Source organism: Variovorax sp. P2_H12, from assembly GCF_056403395.1.
The window spans coordinates 15,493-34,346 of the sequence record NZ_JBFUFO010000059.1 but is presented as its reverse complement, the minus strand read 5'-3'; the positions used below and the strand labels follow the sequence as shown (position 1 = coordinate 34,346).

The window sequence follows — 18,854 nt, the reverse complement described above, 5'->3', positions numbered from 1 at the left end:
CACGACATCGACATGCTGACCATCGGCCAGTACCTGTCGCCCAGCAACAGCCACCTGCCGGTGCGCCGCTACGTGCATCCCGACACCTTCAAGATGTTCGAGGAAGAGGCCTACAGGATGGGCTTCAGCCATGCGGCAGTGGGCGCCATGGTGCGCTCGAGCTACCACGCCGACCAGCAGGCCCACGCCGCCGGGGTCTAGCGGGCGACGGCCAAACGCAGGGCGAAGAACGACAGGATCTCGTCGCGCGCGGCGATCGTCGGCTGGCCCGCCTCGTCGATCAGATGGGCGGTCACCACGCTGTGCGGGCTCGCGACCACCTGGGCGAAAAACGGCGCCAGCGCGTCGCGGTTGGCGGCGCTGTCCGGCAGCACGCGCGCAATGAAGCGATCGCCCAGGGCCTCGGCATAGGCGGCAAAGCGCCGGGCCGTGCAGAACCGGTCTCCTTCAAAGCGATAGGCCATGACGGTCAGCTGGTCCCGCTCCAGGCGCTGCCTCACCGCACAGAGCTCCTCCGGCGGACTTTCGACCGCAGCCGGCTGGTCCAGCGGCAGCGATGGCTGGCACAGGACCGGCGCGAGCACCGACGCCTCGAGCGTCATCGTCAGCGCGAAATTCCCTGTGAAGCACATCCCGATGGCGCCGACGCCCGGGCCGCCGCACTGCCGATGGGCCAAGCTCGCAAGTGCGCGCAGCCAGTGCGTCACGGGGCTGGCCCGGTCGGCCGCGAAGGCCCGGAACTCGGCGCTGACGCAGGCTCGCCGGAACGTGGCCGCGCCCTCCTCGACCTCCGGCACCGCCCCGTCGCGGCCGAACAGCGACGGCATGTAGACGGTGAACCCCGCGTCGCGGACCCAGCGGGCGAATCGCGCGACATGCGGACTGATGCCCGGCATCTCGGTCATGACGATCACGGCCGGGCCGGTGCCGGCCACGTGCACCACCTTGGCGACGCCATCCAGCATGATCTCGCGCGGATCGAAATCGTCCAACGGATCGGGCAGGATCAGGTTGCGGTCCGCCTTCATCGGGCTTCCTGGCCACGGTCGACGAGATGCTGCAGATGGGCGAAGCCGGCCGCCCGGGCAAAGTCCGCCAGCGTCCAGACGGCGCCGCCGACACCCCAGCGGCCGTCAGCCACCTCCTGCAGAAGCACGGACGTGACGAGGCGCCGCCGATCGTCGGGGGGCAGCGCCTGTTCGAACGATGCGTGCACCCATTGCACGTAGTTGGCTCGCGACGCCTCATCCAGAACGCCCGATGGCAAGTAGATCCTGGCGCTGCAGGGCAGCAACTGCGAAGTCAGGTCGACGCCGCCGCAGGTCCAGCCGCCGACGGCCACTTCGTTGACGACGACCCAGCACAAGGATCGCTGCCTCGGATCGGCCGGAATCTGCTCGGCCACCGCCGCGGCGTCGTTGAGGCCTCGAACCAGCGCGGCGCGGGCTGCACCGGGGAAGGCGTCTTTGGGGATGTCGACGAGGATCGTGGGCACGGGCGTCCTTTTTCTGGGTTGCGGATCGCCATTGCAACCCGCGCCGCCTTAGACTTCCAGTGTCCAATTAACCCCTTTTCGGGCGTTTTCAGCCATGCACGACTTCACTGTCCTGATCCTGCCCGGCGCCTACGGCACCAGCGTGGCCGTGACGCTCGACATCCTGAATGCCGCTGTCGCGCTGGCGCCGCGGGCGAAGTCGCCGCGACCGAGGTGGCGCGTGATGTCGCCGAACGGCGGCGGCGTGGCCCTCAGCAGCGGCCTGCGGGTCGACACCGCGGCCTTGCCCGCGCGCTCGCGCGCCGATGCCTCGACCTGGATCCTTCCCGGCCTGGGCGTGGACGACCCCTCGGAACTGGCGCGCCGCCKGGCGAGCGCCGACATCGCGTCCGCGATCGCCGCCGTCAGGCGGCACGGTGGGCGAGGCGGCGCGGTCGCCGCATCCTGCTCGGCGGTCTTCCTGCTTCAGGCGGCAGGCCTGCTGCGGCACCGGCGGGTCACGACCTCGTGGTGGCTCGCACCCGAGCTGCGGCGCATCGAACCGGGCTGCGTCGTCGATGCCGATCGCATGGTGTGCGCCGATGGACCGGTGACGACCGCCGGTGCCGCCTTCGCGCAATCGGACCTGATGCTCCAACTCCTGCGCACACGCTTCGGCACGGCACTCGCCGACGCGGTCGGCCGGGTCTTGCTCATCGACGGGCGCCAGGCGCAGGCGCCGTTCGCGGTGCCTTCCATGATGTCCAACGGCAACCCACTGGTCGCGCGCCTGACGCAGTGCATCGAGTCGGCATTGCCGCATCCGCCCAGCGTGGCGGCACTGGCCGATCGATTCGCCATGTCGCAGCGGACACTGGCGAGGCAGGTGCGCGCCGCGACCGGCCAGGGCGCCCTGGCGCTGGTGCAGAGCGTGAGGCTCAACCGGGCGCGCATGCTGATCGAGTCGAGCCGAATGACGGTCGAGCAAGTGGCGGCCGAGGTGGGCTACGAGGACGCGACGGCGCTGCGACGGCTCATGCGCAGGGCGGCCGGCGCCGCGCCGAGCCAGTTTCGCTCGGCTCGGCGATCGGCTCGCGCCGGCCCGGCCCCGGCCGTGCGCGACGCGTAAGATTCATGCGGCCCCTCGCGGCCATCGCCCGACCCCTAGAAGCTGAAGAGACCATGAGCAATTTCGAGGCAGCCATCCAACGCGACTTCGGCCTGATCGCCGATCTGATTGCCATCCACGCGCAGCAAGCGCCCGAACGTCCCGCCCTGGCCGACGCCACGCATGAACTGAGCTACGGCGCGCTCGACGCGCTGATGGACCGCATCGCGGCCAGCCTGCAGCGCGACGGACTCGGCGCCGGCGACGCCATCGCGATCTGTGCCGCCTCGAGCGTCAACTACGCGGCCGTGTTCCTCGGTGCGCTGCGCGCCGGCGTCGCGGTCGCACCGCTGGCGCCGGGCTCCACGCCCGCCAGCCTCGCGCGCATGATCGAGGACGCGGGCGCGCGCATCCTGTTCGTCGACCAGGCAGCGGCCGAGGTGATCGGGCCGGCGACGCCGGGTGCCATCCCGCGCCTCGCGCTCGATGGCTCGGCCGCCGGCGCCGACTTGGAGGCCTGGCTCACACCGGCCGGCGCGCGGCCCGTCGAGGTCGAACTGCAGCGCTCCTCGCCTTTCAACATCATCTATTCGTCAGGCACCACGGGCGAGCCCAAGGGCATCGTGCAGGGCCATGGCATGCGCTGGGCCCACGTGCAGCGAGGCGCCACGTACGAGTACGGGCCCGAAACAGTCACGCTGCTGTCGACGCCGCTCTACTCCAACACCACGCTGGTCGTGTTTTTCCCGACCATCGCCTTCGGCGGCTGCGTGGTCCTGATGCCGAAGTTCGATGCGGCCGCGTACCTGAAGCTCGCCGAAAGCCGCCGCGTCACGCACACCATGCTCGTGCCGGTGCAGTACCAGCGCCTGATGGCACGACCCGATTTCGATGCCCACGACCTCGCGAGCTTCAAGTACAAGTTCAGCACCAGCGCGCCTTTCAACGCGGCGCTCAAGGCCGACGTGCTCAAGCGCTGGCCCGGCGGCCTGATCGAGTTCTACGGCATGACCGAAGGCGGGGGCACCTGCATCCTCGAGGCCCACCTGCACCCGGACAAGCTGCACACCGTGGGCCGGCCGGCCGAAGGCAGCGACATCCGGCTGATCGACGAGGAAGGCCGCGAAGTCGCCCGCGGCGAGGACGGCGAAGTGGTCGGGCATTCGGCCGGCATGATGGTCGGCTACCACCGCCAGCCGGCCAAGACGCGCGAGGCCGAGTGGTTCGATCCCACGGGCAAGCGCTTCATCCGCACCGGCGACGTCGGCCGCTTCGACGACGACGGCTTCCTGACGCTGTTCGACCGCAAGAAGGACATGATCATCAGCGGCGGCTTCAACATCTATCCGAGCGACCTCGAGGCCGTGGTGCGCGCCCATCCGTCGGTGGCCGACGTGGCGGTGGTCGGCGTGACTTCCGAGCAATGGGGCGAGACGCCGGTGGCCTTCGTGGTGCGCCGCAGCGGCGACGACACGGCGGCCGAGGCGCTGCTGCAATGGACCAACGACCAGCTCGGCAAGACCCAGCGCCTGGCCCGCCTGCAGTTCATCGACGAGCTCCCGCGCAGCGCGATTGGCAAGGTGCTCAAGCGCGAGCTGCGTGAGCGTGACGCCGGCTGACGCCGTCCCGGCCACTGCCGAGCACGGCGGCGGCCATGGCCTGCTGTGGGTGCTGCTGGCCGCCGCCGCCCTGTTCGCGCTGGTCCGCCCTCGCGCACCGATGGACTACCTCCGGCTGGTCGACTGGCAGACCCTCGGTGCGCTGGCCGGGCTGCTTGCGATCACCCAGGGCGTCGAGCGCAGCGGCATGCTGCAGGCCGCCGCGGCGCGGCTGCTCGCGCGCACCACGGACCTGCGCCGCCTGGTCCTGCTGCTGGCCGCCAGCGCCGCCGTCCTGTCGGCGCTGGTGACCAACGACGTCAGCCTGTTCCTGCTGGTGCCGCTCACGCGCGTGCTCGCGACCCAGGCGCACCTGCCGCTGGCGCGGCTGGTGGTGATCGAGGCGCTGGCGGTCAATGCCGGCTCGGCACTGACGCCGATCGGAAACCCGCAGAACCTGTTCCTCTGGCATCGCTCGGGCGAGAGCTTCGTCGGCTTCGTGACGATGATGGCGCCGACCGTGGCGGTGATGCTGTTCTGGCTGTTCGCCGCGATCTGGTTCATGGTGCCGCGGGTCCCGATCGCGCTCAAGCCGGCGGCGAGCGACGCGGCACCGGTGCAGCCGCGCCTGCTGGCGCTGTCGGGCCTGCTGTTCGTCGGCTTCGTGATCGCGCTCGACCGCCATTGGCTGCTGGCCGGCCTCGGCATGGTGTTCGGCGCCTTCCTGCTGCTGCGCCCGCGCGTGCTGCTGGGCATCGACTGGGCCCTGCTGGCGATCATCGCGCTGATGTTCGTCGACCTGCGCCAGCTGGCCGAGCTGCCCACGATCGCGACGCTGCTCGGCCAGTGGCCGATCGGCGAAGGATGGCGCGCCTACCTGGCGGCGATCTTCACCTCGCAGTTCATCAGCAACGTGCCCGCCACCATCGTGCTCGATCCTTTCGTGCACGACCTGCCGGCGCTGGCCGCGGGCGTGAGCGTGGGCGGCTTCGGCTGCGTGCTGGGCTCGCTGGCCAACCTGATCGCGCTGCGGCTGGCGAAGCTGCCCAACGGCCTGCGCGAATTCCATCGCCTGAGCATCCCCTTCCTGCTGGTCTGCGGCGCCTCGGCGCTGCTGCTGCGGCTGGGGTGACAGGCCCCGGCGAGGCGCGCAGAATCGACGGCCTCGCCATGCCGCGCCACGAATCCCCCGCCTCTTCGCACGGCCTCTCGCTGCGCCGTTACGGTGCCTCGCGCGGCAGCCATGCGCATGGACACTTCCAGGTGCTGGTGGGGCTCGATGGCGTGCTCGAACTCGAGGTCGAAGGCCGGCTGCGCCGGCTCGGCCCAGGCGACGGCTGGGTGATCGCGCCCGGCGACCGGCACGACTTCGAATCGAAGACCGGCAGCCAATGCCTGGTGCTCGACACGGCGCAGGACCTGTGGACGCGTTGCGCCGGACGCACACCCGCGGCCGAACCGATGCGGGCCCTGTCGCGCTACCTTGCGCACTGCTTCGCGCAGCCCTCGCCGCCGGCCCTGGCGCTGCACCATGCGCCCTCCCTGCTGCTCGAAGCCTGGGGGCCTGCGGTGTCGCTGGCGCGCGGCCGCGCGATCGACTGGACGGCGCTGGCCGCCTGGGCGCAGCTGCGCTGGCACCGGCCGCTGGGCGTCGCGGATCTGGCAGCGGTGGCCTGCCTCAGCCCCAGCCAGTTCGCGCAGCGCTGCCGCGACGAGCAGGGCGTGAGCGCGATGCACTGGCTGCGAATTCAACGCCTGGCGCATGCGCGGCATCTGCGCGGCAGCGGCATCAGCGTTGCAGAGACCGCTCGCCGCACGGGCTACCAATCGCCTTCGGCGCTCACCGCCGCCCTGCGACGCCACGCCTGACCGTCATTGCGCGACGGCGCCCCGGCGTTGCGCGACGATCTGCCCGCTTAAGCTCGGCGGCATGTCCCCGACGCTCAACGCCCTCGCCGCCATCGCCCTCTGGGCCACCCTGGCCTCGCTGGGCACTTCGCTCTCGCACCTGCCGCCCTTCCTGCTGACAGGGCTGGCGCTCATCATCGGCAGCCTGCTGAGCTGGCCGCTGGTGCTGCGCGATCGCCGCGCCTGGGCGGTCCCGCTGCGAACGCTGGCGCTGGGCGTCTATGGGCTCTTCGGTTTCCACTTCCTGCTCTTCATCGCGCTGCGCCATGCGCCACCGGTCGAGGCCAACCTGGTCAACTACCTCTGGCCGCTGTTCATGGTGGTGCTGGCGCCGGTGCTGCTGCCGGGCATGTCGCTGCGGCCGCTGCACGTGGTGGCGGCGCTGCTGGGCTTCACGGGCGCGGCGATCGCGATCCTCGGGGCGCGCGGCAGCGCCTCGAGCGCCGGGGGCGGCAGCTACTGGGGCTTCCTGCCGGCGCTGGGCTCGGCCTTCATCTGGGCCAGCTTCTCGCTGTGGACCCGGCGCGTGCCCGCCTTTGCGACCCGGGCGATCGGCCTGTTCGGCCTGGTCTCGGGGGCGCTGTCGCTGCTGTGCCACGCGCTGCTGGAGCCCTCGGCCGCGCTTTCGTCGCGCGATTGGCTGCTGGTCGCGCTGTGCGGCCTGGGCCCGCTGGGTGCCGCCTTCTTCTTCTGGGACCTGGCGCTCAAACGCGGCGATGCGCGGCAGATCGGCATCCTGAGCTACATCACGCCGCTGGCGTCGACCGCGCTGCTGCTGCTGGTCACCGGACGGCCGCTAAGCTGGAGCATCGCACTGGCCGCGGTGCTGATCATCAGCGCCGCCGTGATGGGTACGCGGGCGCGCTAGGCCCAGGCCGGCGCCGGGCCGCCCCAAGGCGGCCTGCGGCCCCCTCGGGGGGCAGCGACACACGAAGTGAGGAGCGTGGGGGCCAGTTCAGTCCGAGACCTTGAGCACCAGCTTGCCGAAGTTCTCGCCGGTGAACAGGCGCGTGAGCGCCTCGGGGAAGGTGTCGATGCCCTCGACCACGTCTTCGCGGCTCTTCATGCGGCCGTCCTTCAGGTAGCCCGACAGCTCGGCGATCGCCACCGGATAGCGGTCGGCGTAGTCGAACACGACGATGCCCTGCATGCGGGCGCGGTTCACCAGCAGGCTCAGGTAGTTCTTCGGTCCCTGCACCGGCGTCGTGTTGTTGTACTGGCTGATCGCGCCGCAGATGATGATGCGGGCGCCGCGCGCCAGCTTGGCGAGCACCGTGTCGAGAATCTCGCCGCCGACGTTGTCGAAGTAGATGTCCACGCCCTTGGGGCAATGGGCCTTCAGGCCCTCGCGCACCGCCGAGGCGCCGGCCTTGTAGTCGATGCAGGCATCGAAGCCCAGCTCCTTCACCACCCAGTCGCACTTGGCCTGGCCGCCGGCGATGCCGACCACCCGGCAGCCCTTGATCTTCGCGAGCTGGCCGACGGTCTGGCCGACCGCGCCGGCCGCACCCGAGACCACCACGGTATCGCCCGGCTTCGGCTGCCCGACGTCCATCAGGCCGAAGTAGCCGGTCATGCCGGGCATGCCCAGCACGTTGAGCCATTGCGTGATCGAGCCGGCGCCGAGGTCGATCTTGGCGAGGCCGTTGCGCTGGATCTCCTCCTGGGGGATCAGCACGTACTCCTGGACGCCGAGCGTGCCGTACACGGTGTCGCCGACCGCGAAGGCCGGGTTGCGCGACGCGATCACGCGCCCGACGCCGCCGGCGCGCATCACGGCGCCGATCTCGACCGGCGCGATGTAGCTCTTGCCCTCGTTCATCCAGCCGCGCATCGCGGGGTCGAGCGAGAGCGACAGGGTCTTGACCAGGACGCCGCCTTCGGCGGGATCCGAGACCGGCTCGGTGGTGAACTGCCAGTTGTCGCGCGTGGCCGCGCCTTCGGGCCGTTTGGCGAGGCGGACCTGGCGATTGCTGAGGGTGCTGCTCATGCGCGTGTCTCCTTGGGGTGTCTGATGCCGGCGCATCGTAGCCCCGGCCTGCGCCGGCGCCGGTAGCCAAGGCGACAAGGCACGCCGCTCAGAAGGGATAGTGGCGCGGCGTGGTCTGGACCGTGATCCAGCGCAGTTCGGTGAAGGCCTCCACGCCCGCCTTGCCGCCGAAGCGACCGTAGCCCGAGGCCTTGACGCCGCCGAAGGGCATCTGGGCTTCGTCGTGCACCGTGGGGCCGTTGACGTGGCAGATGCCGGCCTCGATGCGGCGCGCAACGTTCCAGGCCCGCGCGACGTCGCGCCCGAACACCGCGGACGAGAGGCCGAACTCGTTGTCGTTGGCCGTGGCGATCGCCTCCTCGACGCCGCGGACGCGCACCACGGCCTTCACCGGGCCGAAGGATTCCTCGCGGTAGATGCGCATCTCCGGCGTCACATGGTCGATCACCGTCGCCGCCATCAGCGTGTCGTCGGCGCGGCCGCCGCACACCAGCCGGGCGCCCTTGGCGAGCGCGTCGTCGATCAGCGCGTTGCAGCGCGCCACGGTGCTCATGTCGACCACCGAGCCGAGCACCACCGGGCCCTGGCGCGGATCGCCGACCGGCAGGCTCGCGGCCTTGGCTGCGAACTTCGAGACGAATTCATCGGCGATCGACGTGTCGACCACGATGCGTTCGGTCGACATGCAGATCTGGCCCGAGTTGGCGAAGGCGCCGAAGGCGGCCGCGTTGACCGCGGCATCGATGTCGGCGTCGTCCAGCACCACCAGCGGCGCCTTGCCGCCGAGCTCGAGCACCACCGGCTTGAGGTACCTGGCGCAGGTCTGAGCGATCAGGCGACCCACCCGCGTGGAGCCCGTGAAGTTGACGCGGCGCACCGCCGGATGCGCCACCATCGCCTCGACCACCGCGCCCGCATCGGCCGGCGCGTTGGTGACGAAATTGACCACGCCGGGCGGCAGGCCGGCGTCGTTCAGCGCCTCGACGATCAGCGCGTGGGTCTCGGGGCACAGCTCCGAGCCCTTGAGCACCACCGTGTTGCCGCAGGCCAGCGGCGTCGCGATGGCGCGGGTGGCGAGGATCACGGGCGCGTTCCAGGGCGCCATGCCGAGCACCACGCCGGCGGCCTGCCGCACGCCCATCGCGAGGCTGCCCGGCACGTCCGAGGGAATGACCTCGCCGCCGATCTGGGTGGTCAGCGCGGCCGCCTCGGTCAGGATGCCGGCCGCCAGGTGGACGTTGAAGCCGGCCCACATCGCCGAGGCCCCGGTCTCGCGCGCCATGGCCTGCACGAAGGCCCCGGCGCGCGCCTCGAGCGCGTGCGCCGCCTTCTGCAGCAGCGCGCGGCGCTCGCCGGGCCCGGTCTGCGACCAGGCCGCGAAGGCGCGGTGCGCGGCCTCGACCGCGGCGACGGCATCCGCCGGCGTGGCGGCGGGGGCGCGGGTGGCGACACTGTCGTCCAGCGGATTGCGGCGCTCGAAGCTGGCGCCGTCCGCGGCCTGGCGGCGCTCGCCGTCGATGAGCATGGAGATGGAGATCATGGAAGAGCTTCTCGAAGTGAAAGTGAATCAGGCAACGCCGAGGTAGGCCCGGCGGATCGCGTCGGATTCGAGCAGCGCCCGCGCCTCGCCGGCGGCAACGATGCGGCCGCGCTCCAGCACGTAGCCGCGGTCCGCGGCCTGCAGCGCCTTGCGCACGTTCTGCTCGACCATCAGCACGGTCACGCCCTGGGCCGCGATGCGGCGCACGATGGCGAGCAGTTCGTCGACCATGCGCGGCGCGAGGCCGAGCGAAGGCTCGTCGAGCATCAGGAGGCGCGGCCCGCTCATCATGGCGCGCGCGACCGCGACCATCTGCTGCTCGCCGCCGCTCATCGTGCCGGCCAGCTGCGCGGCGCGCTCCTTCAGGCGCGGGAAGTCCTCGAAGGCGCGCGCCAGGCGCTCGCTGCGCTGGCGCGCGGGCGCGAGCCAGCCGCCGAGCTCGAGGTTCTCGGTCACCGTCATCTGCGCAAAGAGCTGCCGGCCCTCGGCGACCAGCGCGAGCCCCTGGCGCACGCAGGCCGTGGCCTCGCCCGAGGGCAGCGCCAGGCCGTCGAGCCTGGCTTCGCCGGTGCGCGGCAGCAGGCCGGCGAGCGCCTTGAGCAGCGTGGTCTTGCCGGCGCCGTTCGGGCCCAGCACGACGGTGATGCCGGGCAGGACGTCGAGGTCGAGGCCCTGCAGCACCTGGAAGCCGTGGTAGCCGGCCGCGAGGCCGCGAACCGTCAATTGCGCACTCATCCGGCCGCCTCCATCTCGTCGCCCAGATAGGCCTCGACCACCTCGGCATTGCGCACCACCTCGGCCGGCGTGCCGTCGGCGATCTTGCGCCCCTGGTGCAGCACCAGCACGCGCTCGACGTACTTCAGCAGCGTGGTCACCGCATGCTCGATCCAGACCACCGTGAGGCCATGGTCGTCGCGCAGCGTGCGGATGCGGCGCGCCATCGCATCGACTTCCGCCTCGGTCAGGCCGGCCGCGACCTCGTCGAGCAGCAGCAGGCGCGGCCGGGTTCCGAGCGCCATGCCGATCTCCAGCAGCCGCTGCTGCGACGGGGTCACGTCGTCGGCCAGGCGATCGGCCAGGGCCGCGAGGCCGAGCATGTCGAGGATGTCGCCCTCGGTGCGCAGGCCGGCGACCGGCGTGCGATGGCGGCCCGCGAACTGCATGCTGAAGCGCACGTTGTCGGTGAGCGTCATGCCGGCCATCACGCGCGGCGTCTGGAAGGTGCGCGCGATGCCGTGCGCCGCGTAGCGGTGCGGGCCACGCCCCGTGAGATCGATGCCGCCCTGCACCAGCAACTGGCCCGAGGTCGGCGCAATGACGCCCGAAATGGCGTTGAAGAAGGTGGTCTTGCCGGCGCCGTTGGGGCCGATGATGCCGACCAGCTCGCCCTCGTGCAGGCTGGCATTGACCGCATCCACCGCGGTCAGGCCGCCGAAGCGCACCGTGAGCTCGCGGGCCTCGAGCAGCGCAACGCGGGCTTCCATCATGGCCGCGCCCCCGGACCCGCGGCCTTGCGCTGCCACAGCGACGCCAGCCCGTTGGGCAGGTACATCACGCAGAGGATCAGGAGCAGCCCCAGCACCATCATGTAGCCGTAGGGCAGCTGCAGCCGCAGGGTCTCGGCCAGCAGGCTGAAGACGATGGCCGCGACCACCGGCCCGCCGATGCTCGAGGCGCCGCCGATCAGCGCGATCAGCACGGTCTGGAAGCCGATGAAGGGGCTGAACACCGCGGACGGCTCGATGTAGGTCCAGCGCACCGCCATCGCGGCGCCGGCGGCACCAGCGAAGGCGGCCGTGAGCGCGAAGCCCGCGATCTTGACGCGCCGGGTGTCGACGCCCAGCGTCTGCGCCCGCTGCTCGTCGGCGCCGATGCCCGTGAGCGCCAGCCCGAAGCGGCTGCGCTTGACGGCGATCGCGGTGGCGRKCGCGGCGCCGGCGATCGCCAGCACCGTGAGATAGACCGTCTCGTTCGACGGCACCACCGTCAGCACGCGGCCCACCGTGCCCGAGACCTGCTTCTCGACGAAGGTCACGGCGTGGCGGATCAGCTCGGTCATGCCGAAGGTCAGCACCGCGAAGTAGGTGCCGCGCAGGTGCAGCACGGCCGCGCCCATCACGACCGCCACCACGCTCGCCACCGCCGCACCGCAAAGGACCACCAGCGGCCAGGGCAGCACTTCGAGCAGCGTGGCGCTCGAATAGGCGCCGAGCCCGAAGAAGGCCGAGGTGGCGAGCGACAGGTAGCGCGTCGCACCGCAGAACAGCGACCAGCTGGTCGCCAGGGCGATGTACATCAGGCAGCTGAGCGCCACCGAGGCGACGAAGTCGGAGGCGATCCAGGGCACGCCGGCCGCCAGCACCGCGGCGATGCCCAGCAGCAGCCAGGGCTTGGAGGCCAGATAAGCCTTCATCGCGAGAACAATCCGTTGGGGCGCCAGATCAGGACGCCGATGAAGACCGCATAGGACAGCAGCATCTTGAGCGAAGGGCTGGTGAAATGCATGCCCAGCGCCTCGACCACGCCCAGCAGCAGGCCGCCGACCAGGCTGCCCGCGATGCTGCCGAAGCCGCCGAGCGTGATGACGATCAGCGCGGTCACGGTGTAGGGCTCGCCCATCGAGGGCGAGATCTCATAGGTCATCGACAGCAGCGCGCCGGCGACGCCCGACAGGCCGAGGCCGATCCCGAACATCAGCGGATGGAGCCGCCGGGTGTTGATGCCCACCAGCTGCGCGCCGACCGGCGACTGCATCAGCGCCCGCACCGCCTTGCCCAGCAGCGTGAGCTTGAGCAGCGCGATCAGCGCCACGCTGAGCGCCAGCGCCACCCCGAACAGCACCAGCTTGTTGGCGGTGAAGCGCATCTCCCCCACCTGCACCGGCTCGGCCAGGTACTCGTAGCCGCGCAGGTCGCCGCCCCAGATCAGGAGCGCCGTGTTCTGCACGAAGAACATCAGGCCGAAGCCGACCATCAGGCTGCGCGCCTCGAATACTTCCACGCTGGGTGCGCGCGCCGCCACCTGGCGGAAGCACAGCCAGTGCACGGCCATGCCGATCAGCATCAGCAGCGCGAAGGCCGCCGGCAGGAACAGGAGCGGCGAAATGCCCCAGGCGGTGTGCGCCCACCAGGTCAGGAAGGCGCCCAGCATCAGGAACTCGCCGTGCGAGATGTTCATGATGCGCATCAGCCCATACTGCAGGTTCAGCCCGATCGCCACCAGCGCATAGATGCCGCCGGTGATCAGTCCGCCGGCCAGCAGCTCGGCCCATCCGCTCAGCGACACGCTACTTCCACGCCGGCTTCGGTTTCAGCTGCGCGGTGGCGCGGTCCTTCGGCCAGACCACCTCGAACTCGCCGTTCTGCCATTGGGCAACGGTGCCCGGGATCGATGCGTTCTCGCTGCCGTCGAAGCGGATCGGGCCCAGGATGGTCTTGAACTCGCTCTTCGCGATATGGTCGCGCAGCGCCTTGCGGTCGAGCCCGACCTTGCCCACCGACTGCTGCAGGATCTCGAGCCCGGCCCAGGCATGGCCGCTGGCCCAGCGGTCGGGCTCCTTGCCGAACTTCTTGCTGTGGGCCTCGAAATAGGCGCGGGCCTCGGGGCTGGTGTTGGCGTTCCACGAGCCCATGCCGATCACGCCCTCGGCATTGCCCGCCATCACGTTCTTGTAGAGCTGGAAGGCGGTGCCGACCGAGGCGTAGAAGTACTTCGGATTGAAGCCGACCTCGCGCGCCTGGCGGCTGGCCAGGAGGGTGTCCGGCGGGTAGGTGATGCCGATGAAGGCGTCGGGGTTCAGGTCCTTCATGGTGCGCAGCACCGGCGCTAGGTCCTTCACGCCGAGCGGGTAGCTCTTGCGGTCGACCACCTGGATCGAGGTCTTCTTGAGCGCGTTGTTGAGCGCGGCGAAGTTCTCCAGCCCGAACAGGTCGTCCATGTAGACGATCGCGATGGTCTTCACACCGTTGGCCACCATCATGTCGACCAGCGCGCCCATCATCTTGTCGGGCTGCTGCAGCAGCGAGAAGAAGTACGGCAGGTGCATGTCGATCAGCTTGCGCGACAGCGCGGTCGGCGCCAGCAGCGGGTAGCCGAAGCGGTTGGCCAGCGGGGCCACCGCGAAGTTCGCGCCCGAGCCCCAGGGCGGCAGGATCAGGTCGACCTTGTCGCTGCCCATGAGCTTCTCGAAGGTGCGCACGCAGGTCTCGGTCTCGCTGCGGTCGTCGTAGCCGATCAGCTCGATCGGCCGCTTGGCGCCCTTGACCGAGAGCCCGCCGGCGGCATTCACCTGCTCGGCCCACAGCAGGTAGTTGGGCTCCTGGCTGACCTGGGCGCCCGCGGCCCATGGCCCGGTGCGGGCGATCGCGTAGCCGATGCGCACCGGCGCGCCCTGCGCCCACAGGCGGGGCGCGACGGCAGCGGCGCCGAGCGCGGTGGCGGTGCCCTGGATCCAGCGGCGGCGATTGGCGAGATTTGGCATGCGGGTCTCCTTCCGGGCGTCGAGCTGCGTCCGGTCCCGCCATCGTAGGAAGCGGCGCGCCCGCGCGCTGTGCCCGCTGCGCACAAAGCACTTGTCGCAGCGTGCACGCCGCTAGTGGTTAACCCGCAAGCTGCGGGCACCGCGGCGGGCCGGAAAATGGGCGGAGTTTTTCAGGCAAGTCCTTATGACCGTGTCCATGGTTCTGTCGACCGATGAAGTCCCGCCGCGGGAGCGCGCGCCGGTCTGGCGCGAGTGGGTGTGGCGCCACTTCGGCGGGCTCGATTCCGACCTCTATGGCGACAGCGAATTCGACGGCCACCTCGCGGCCTCGCAGGCCGGCGACGTGATCCTGACGCGCCTGGAGGCCAACCGCCACCGGGTGTTGCGCACGCCGCAGATGGCGCGCGGCAGCGAAGCCGCCTACCTCAAGATCGTGGCGCCGTGGCAGGGTTCGGCGGAGGTCGCCCAGCGCGGCCGCGAGGCGGCGGTGCGCGCCGGCGGCTGGACGCTCTACGACACCACGGCCGACTACACGGTGGCCAACCCCGAGCGCAGCGACCACCTGATCGTGATGCTGCCCAAGCAGCAGCTCGCGGCCCCGGGGCTGCCGCTGGGCGACCTGGTGGCACGCCGCGTCGGCGGCGGCAGCGGGATCTCGCGCGTGGCGCTCGAGACCATGCGCAACACCTACCTGGAGCTGCCCTACATGAGCGAGGCGGCCGCGCGCGGCGCCGGCGAGCTCATCATTCAGCTGGTGCGGCTGTCGCTGATGGAGCTGGCTGGCCAGGAAACCCCGCGCACCCAGCGGGAAGCGCTGAAAGACCGGATCCGCCAGCACGTGGCGCAGCACCTGCGCGACCCGGCGCTGTCGATCGACGGCATCTCCCTGGCGCTGCGCTGCAGCAAACGCCACCTGCACAACGCCTTCGCCGGCGACGACGACACACTCACCGGCTACATCCTCCATCAGCGGCTGGCGTGCAGCATCCGCGAACTGCTGGACCCGGCCCACGCGGCGCGCCCGATCACCGACATCGCGCTCGCCTCGGGTTTCAGCAACCTCTCGCATTTCAGCCGCGTCTTCCGGGCGCACACCGGCGGCAGTCCGAGTGATTTCAGGCGACAGGCTGCGCGCAGGCGTAGCGCGTGACCCCGCTGCCCGCGCGTCGCGCCATCCGCACCGCCGACTGGGTCGCCGGCCTCTCGATCGCCGGCCTGCTGTTGCCCGAGGCGGTGGCCTATGCGGGCATTGCGGGGTTGCCGCCCCAATCGGGCGTGATCGCGCTCCTGGCGGGCCTGCTCGTCTATGGCCTGCTGGGAAGCAGCCGCTTCGCGATCGTCTCGGCCACCTCTTCCTCGGCCGCCGTGCTGCTGGCGGCCATCAGCGCCGCCAACGGCCACGGCACCGCGCTGCAGCTGGCGCTCGGCGCCGCGATCGTCCTGCTGACGGGGGTCTTCTTCCTGATCGCGGCGGCGGCCCGGCTCGGCGCCGTATCGAACCTGATCGCCAAGCCGGTGCTGCGCGGCTTCGCCCTCGGGCTGGGGCTGACGATCGTGGCCAAGCAGATGCCCAAGGTCGTCGACGTCCACCCGGCGCATGGCGACTTCCTGCGCCTGTCGTGGGAGCTGTTCGCCAGCATCGGCCAATGGAACTTCGCCGGCCTGGCGATGGCCGGCGTCGGCGTGGCCCTGCTGCATGGCCTGGGGCGCTGGCGCGCGGTGCCGGCGGCGCTGCTGGTGATCGCGGCGGGCATCGCGTTGGACTTGGCCGGCTTCTGCCGGCAATGGCACATCGCCACGGTGGGGCCGATCGAGTTCGGGTTCGCGCTGCCCGGCATGCCGGAGCTGTCGCGCGAGAAATGGCTGCGCATGGGCGAGCTGGCCTTCGCGATGGCGCTGATCCTCTACGCGGAATCCTGCGGATCGATCCGTACCTTCGCGCTGCGGCACGGCGACGAGGTGTCGGCCAACCGCGACCTGTTCGCGCTCGGCGCCGCCAACCTGGCATCGGGGTTGTTCCAGGGCATGCCGGTCGGGGCCGGCTATTCGGCCACCTCGGCCAACGAGGCCGCCGGTGCGCAGAGCCGTGCGGCCGGGTTGATCGCCTGCGCCGTGGTCCTGCTCGCGGCCATCACGCTGCTGCCGTGGATCATGCATACACCGGAGCCCCTGCTCGCCGCGATCGTGATCCATGCCGTCGGCCACATGCTGGATCCTCGCAGCCTGCGGCCCTACTTCGCCTGGCGGCGCGACCGGCTCGTCGCCCTGGTCGCGTTCGGCGCAGTGCTGCTGTTCGGCGTGCTGGACGGGCTGCTGGCCGCCATCGGCGTCAGCCTGCTTCTGCTGCTGCAGGGCATGTCGGGCGCCCAGGTGAGCTGGCTCGGCCGGCTCGCACAGGGCCACGACTACGTCGACACCGCGCGCCACCCTGAAGCCCGGGTGCCCGCCGGCATGCTGATCGCGCGGCCCGAAATGCCCTTGTTCTTCGGCAATGCCGATGCGGTGTTCGCCGCGATCCGGACCCGCGTGGAGGCGGCCCGGCCGCTCGGCCACCTGGTGCTCAGCCTCGAGGAGTCGGCCGACCTCGACGGCACCAGCATCGAGGCGCTCTGCGACTTCGCCGCCTCCATTCGCCGATGCGGCGCGCAGCTGGTGCTGGCGCGGGTCAAGGACACGCTGCGTGATCTGCTCGACCAGGTGCGCAACCCCGATCTGCCGCCCGCCCTGTACGCCGCCTGGAGCGTGGACGATGCGGTGGAGCAGGCACGCGCATCCGCGTCAAGCCAGTAGGACGGTGACCGCGAGCCCGGGCGCCGCGTTGCGCACGGCGAGCGTGCCGCCATGCGCCTCGGCCACCAGCCGGCACAGGTACATCCCGAGCCCGACGCCGCCGGTCGCGCGCTGGCGCGCACTGTCGGTGCGGTAGAAGGGCTCGGTCAGGCGCTCCAGCTGCGCCGCGTCGACGCCCGGGCCGAAGTCGCGCACCTCCAGCTCGATGCCTTGCCCGGCCCTGCGCAGCGTCACACGCGGGGGTTCTTCGCCTTCGGCACCGTGGCGCAACGCGTTGTCGAGCAGGTTGCGCACCAGGAGGCGGACCCGCGAACGGTCCAGCGAGAGCATCGGCAGATCCGCCGGGCTTTCGGTGACGATGTCCTGACCGCCGGACAGCTCGTTCGCCACCTCGCGCACCAGGGCGGCCAGATCGACCGGCTCACGATGCAGCGCGGCATGCGGACTGGCGAGCCGCTCGCTTTCGAGCAGGTCGCTGATGAGGTCGCGCATCTCGGCCAGGTCGCGCAGGAGCGCGGCGCGCTCGGCCGCGCCTTCGGGCGTCGCCGGCAGCAGTTCGGCATTGAGACGCGCCCGCGTGAGCGGCGAGCGCAGCTCGTGGCTGAGCGCCAGCAGCAGCGCACGCTTGGCGTCGAGCATGCCCTGGATGTCGTGCGCCATGGTGTTGATCCGCTGCGCGAGCTCGCCCAGTTCGTCGCGCCGGCGCAGCGGAATCGGCACTTCGAAGGCGCCGCGCCCGAAACGCTCGGCGCCGGCGCGGATGTCGTCGAGCGGCCGCAACAGCCGCCGGACGTATGCGTAAGCCAGGAAGATCAAGCCCAGCAGCAGCGCGAGCGTGATCCAGCCGATGCCCTGCGGTTCGCGTTCCCAGGGCAGCGTGCCGACCCCGAAACTGATGCGGTGGCCGTCGGCGGTCGTGCGGTGGAGCCAGTCGCCGCGCTGGCCGAAGCCATGCCGGTGGCGATCGGCGTGCGAATCCCAGTTCACGACCGGGCCCTCGATACGGATCGAGATCGGCAGCCGGGTGACCAGCGCCTGGGCACGCGCCACGTCGGGCGGCGTGCCGAGTTCGGCAACGATGCGATCCATGTAGTCGGCGACCAGGGGCCGGGCGGCATCGCGCCAGCCGGTCGAGAAGGCCCGCTGCATGCCGCCGAGGAACACCGCCGTCATCGCCAGCGCGAGCAGCACGAACACGATGACCAGGCGCACGCGCAGCGAATGCCGCCAGCGATGTCGCCAGCGGCTCTGCCCGCTGCGCTGAGGCTTCATGGCGTGTTCTTGCCGACGGCGAGCGCGTAGCCCGCGTTGCGCAGCGTCTTGATGCAGTCCAGCGGTTCGAGCTTCTTGCGCAGCCGGCTCACGACGATGTCGACCGCGCGCGTGTAGAGCTCGGCCTCGTGGCCGCGCAGGCGATTCAGGATGTCGTCCCGGCTCCAGACCTTGCCGGGCTGGTCCGCCAGCAGGGCCAGCAGCTCGAACTCCGTGCCCGTGAGGTCCACGCGCTCGCCATGGCGCAGGACCTCGCGCCGGTCGAGGTCGATCGACAGTCCCTCGAACTCTCGGCGCTGTGCCGCGGGCGCCGCCGGCACCGCGCGCTGGCGGCGCAGGATGGTCTGCACGCGCGCCACCAGTTCGCGCGGCTCGAAGGGCTTGGGCAGGTAGTCGTCGGCGCCGAGCTCGAGCCCGACGACGCGGTCCATCACGTCGCCGCGCGCCGTCAGCATCACGATCGGGATGTCGCTCTCCTTGCGGATCTCGCGGCACAGCGCGAAGCCGTCCATCTCGGGCAGCATCACGTCCAGGATCGCGGCGTCGTAGGGCTGGGCGCGCAGCCGGGCCAGGCCTTCGCTCGGCCGGCTCGCGCTGTCCAGCACGAAGTCGAAGCGCGCAAAGTAGCTTGCCAGCGGCGCGCCGAGGTGCTCGTCGTCGTCGATCAGCAGGATGCGGGGCATGCGGCGATTGT

18 protein-coding genes and 1 pseudogene are annotated in these 18,854 nt (G+C 71.0%); 8 read left to right on the top strand and 11 right to left on the bottom strand.

From position 1 onward, the window contains the following. Positions 1-201: pseudogene (locus tag AC1DYK_RS32270) on the top strand (lipoyl synthase); the annotation flags it as partial. On the opposite strand, the gene AC1DYK_RS32265 reads toward AC1DYK_RS32270, so the two are convergent. Both AC1DYK_RS32265 and AC1DYK_RS32260 read right to left on the bottom strand, forming a co-directional pair. Beyond that, positions 198-1,028, bottom strand: coding sequence for a dienelactone hydrolase family protein (locus AC1DYK_RS32265; protein WP_478170007.1), 831 nt, complete (start codon positions 1,026-1,028; stop codon positions 198-200). The pseudogene AC1DYK_RS32270 and the gene AC1DYK_RS32265 sit on opposite strands and share 4 nt — an antisense overlap. Then, positions 1,025-1,495, bottom strand: coding sequence for a tautomerase (locus AC1DYK_RS32260; protein ID WP_478170006.1), 471 nt, complete (start codon positions 1,493-1,495; stop codon positions 1,025-1,027). Before AC1DYK_RS32260 ends, AC1DYK_RS32265 begins: the two co-directional genes overlap by 4 nt. Positions 1,496-1,589: 94 nt before the next feature. Here AC1DYK_RS32260 and AC1DYK_RS32255 point away from each other — a divergent pair, with 94 nt between their 5' ends. The 5 genes from AC1DYK_RS32255 (at position 1,590) to AC1DYK_RS32235 (ending at position 6,956) form a co-directional block, all read left to right on the top strand. Then, a complete protein-coding gene (locus AC1DYK_RS32255) occupies positions 1,590-2,603 on the top strand; it encodes a GlxA family transcriptional regulator (RefSeq protein ID WP_478170005.1) in 1,014 nt (337 codons plus the stop codon). 53 nt (positions 2,604-2,656) lie between these two features. Further along, a complete protein-coding gene (locus AC1DYK_RS32250) occupies positions 2,657-4,201 on the top strand; it encodes a class I adenylate-forming enzyme family protein (RefSeq protein WP_478170004.1) in 1,545 nt (514 codons plus the stop codon). Beyond that, positions 4,188-5,312, top strand: coding sequence for an SLC13 family permease (locus AC1DYK_RS32245; protein ID WP_478170003.1), 1,125 nt, complete (start codon positions 4,188-4,190; stop codon positions 5,310-5,312). Before AC1DYK_RS32250 ends, AC1DYK_RS32245 begins: the two co-directional genes overlap by 14 nt. A gap of 38 nt (positions 5,313-5,350) precedes the next feature. Continuing rightward, entirely contained in the window at positions 5,351-6,049 is a 699-nt protein-coding gene (locus AC1DYK_RS32240) for a helix-turn-helix domain-containing protein (protein WP_478170002.1), read from the top strand. Between the two features lie 61 nt (positions 6,050-6,110). Continuing rightward, positions 6,111-6,956 carry a DMT family transporter gene (locus AC1DYK_RS32235; RefSeq protein WP_478170001.1) on the top strand — a complete coding sequence of 282 codons (846 nt, stop codon included), beginning with the start codon at positions 6,111-6,113 and terminating at the stop codon, positions 6,954-6,956. An 87-nt stretch (positions 6,957-7,043) separates the two neighbouring features. On the opposite strand, the gene AC1DYK_RS32230 is transcribed toward AC1DYK_RS32235, so the two are convergent. From AC1DYK_RS32230 to AC1DYK_RS32200, 7 genes are all read right to left on the bottom strand, one after another. Then, positions 7,044-8,078 carry an NADP-dependent oxidoreductase gene (locus tag AC1DYK_RS32230; protein ID WP_478170000.1) on the bottom strand — a complete coding sequence of 345 codons (1,035 nt, stop codon included), beginning with the start codon at positions 8,076-8,078 and terminating at the stop codon, positions 7,044-7,046. An 88-nt stretch (positions 8,079-8,166) separates the two neighbouring features. Further along, positions 8,167-9,618: an aldehyde dehydrogenase gene (locus tag AC1DYK_RS32225; RefSeq protein ID WP_478169999.1), complete on the bottom strand. Its 1,452-nt coding sequence runs from the start codon at positions 9,616-9,618 to the stop codon at positions 8,167-8,169. Positions 9,619-9,645: 27 nt separating this feature from the next. Continuing rightward, positions 9,646-10,353 carry an ABC transporter ATP-binding protein gene (locus AC1DYK_RS32220; RefSeq protein ID WP_478169998.1) on the bottom strand — a complete coding sequence of 236 codons (708 nt, stop codon included), beginning with the start codon at positions 10,351-10,353 and terminating at the stop codon, positions 9,646-9,648. Continuing rightward, positions 10,350-11,105 carry an ABC transporter ATP-binding protein gene (locus tag AC1DYK_RS32215; RefSeq protein WP_478169997.1) on the bottom strand — a complete coding sequence of 252 codons (756 nt, stop codon included), beginning with the start codon at positions 11,103-11,105 and terminating at the stop codon, positions 10,350-10,352. Before AC1DYK_RS32215 ends, AC1DYK_RS32220 begins: the two co-directional genes overlap by 4 nt. After that, positions 11,102-12,031, bottom strand: a complete 930-nt coding sequence (locus AC1DYK_RS32210; RefSeq protein ID WP_478169996.1) for a branched-chain amino acid ABC transporter permease — start codon at positions 12,029-12,031, stop codon at positions 11,102-11,104. The genes AC1DYK_RS32215 and AC1DYK_RS32210 overlap by 4 nt, the downstream gene beginning before the upstream one ends. Beyond that, the gene (locus AC1DYK_RS32205; RefSeq protein WP_478169995.1) at positions 12,028-12,903 is read right to left on the bottom strand and encodes a branched-chain amino acid ABC transporter permease; all 876 of its coding nucleotides are present in this window, start codon (positions 12,901-12,903) and stop codon (positions 12,028-12,030) included. The genes AC1DYK_RS32210 and AC1DYK_RS32205 overlap by 4 nt, the downstream gene beginning before the upstream one ends. A gap of 1 nt (position 12,904) precedes the next feature. Continuing rightward, the gene (locus tag AC1DYK_RS32200) at positions 12,905-14,098 is read right to left on the bottom strand and encodes an amino acid ABC transporter substrate-binding protein (protein WP_478169994.1); all 1,194 of its coding nucleotides are present in this window, start codon (positions 14,096-14,098) and stop codon (positions 12,905-12,907) included. Positions 14,099-14,282: 184 nt separating this feature from the next. Between AC1DYK_RS32200 and AC1DYK_RS32195 the strand changes: the two genes are divergently transcribed. Together AC1DYK_RS32195 and AC1DYK_RS32190 are read left to right on the top strand one after the other, a co-directional pair. After that, positions 14,283-15,248, top strand: a complete 966-nt coding sequence (locus tag AC1DYK_RS32195) for an AraC-like ligand-binding domain-containing protein (RefSeq protein WP_478169993.1) — start codon at positions 14,283-14,285, stop codon at positions 15,246-15,248. Between the two features lie 5 nt (positions 15,249-15,253). Next, positions 15,254-16,888: a SulP family inorganic anion transporter gene (locus tag AC1DYK_RS32190; RefSeq protein ID WP_478170009.1), complete on the top strand. Its 1,635-nt coding sequence runs from the start codon at positions 15,254-15,256 to the stop codon at positions 16,886-16,888. On the opposite strand, the gene AC1DYK_RS32185 is transcribed toward AC1DYK_RS32190, so the two are convergent. Next, positions 16,877-18,160 carry a HAMP domain-containing sensor histidine kinase gene (locus AC1DYK_RS32185; RefSeq protein WP_478169992.1) on the bottom strand — a complete coding sequence of 428 codons (1,284 nt, stop codon included), beginning with the start codon at positions 18,158-18,160 and terminating at the stop codon, positions 16,877-16,879. The genes AC1DYK_RS32190 and AC1DYK_RS32185 overlap by 12 nt on opposite strands. Continuing rightward, the gene (locus tag AC1DYK_RS32180; RefSeq protein ID WP_478169991.1) at positions 18,157-18,843 is read right to left on the bottom strand and encodes a response regulator transcription factor; all 687 of its coding nucleotides are present in this window, start codon (positions 18,841-18,843) and stop codon (positions 18,157-18,159) included. Before AC1DYK_RS32180 ends, AC1DYK_RS32185 begins: the two co-directional genes overlap by 4 nt. Positions 18,844-18,854 lie beyond the last annotated feature (11 nt).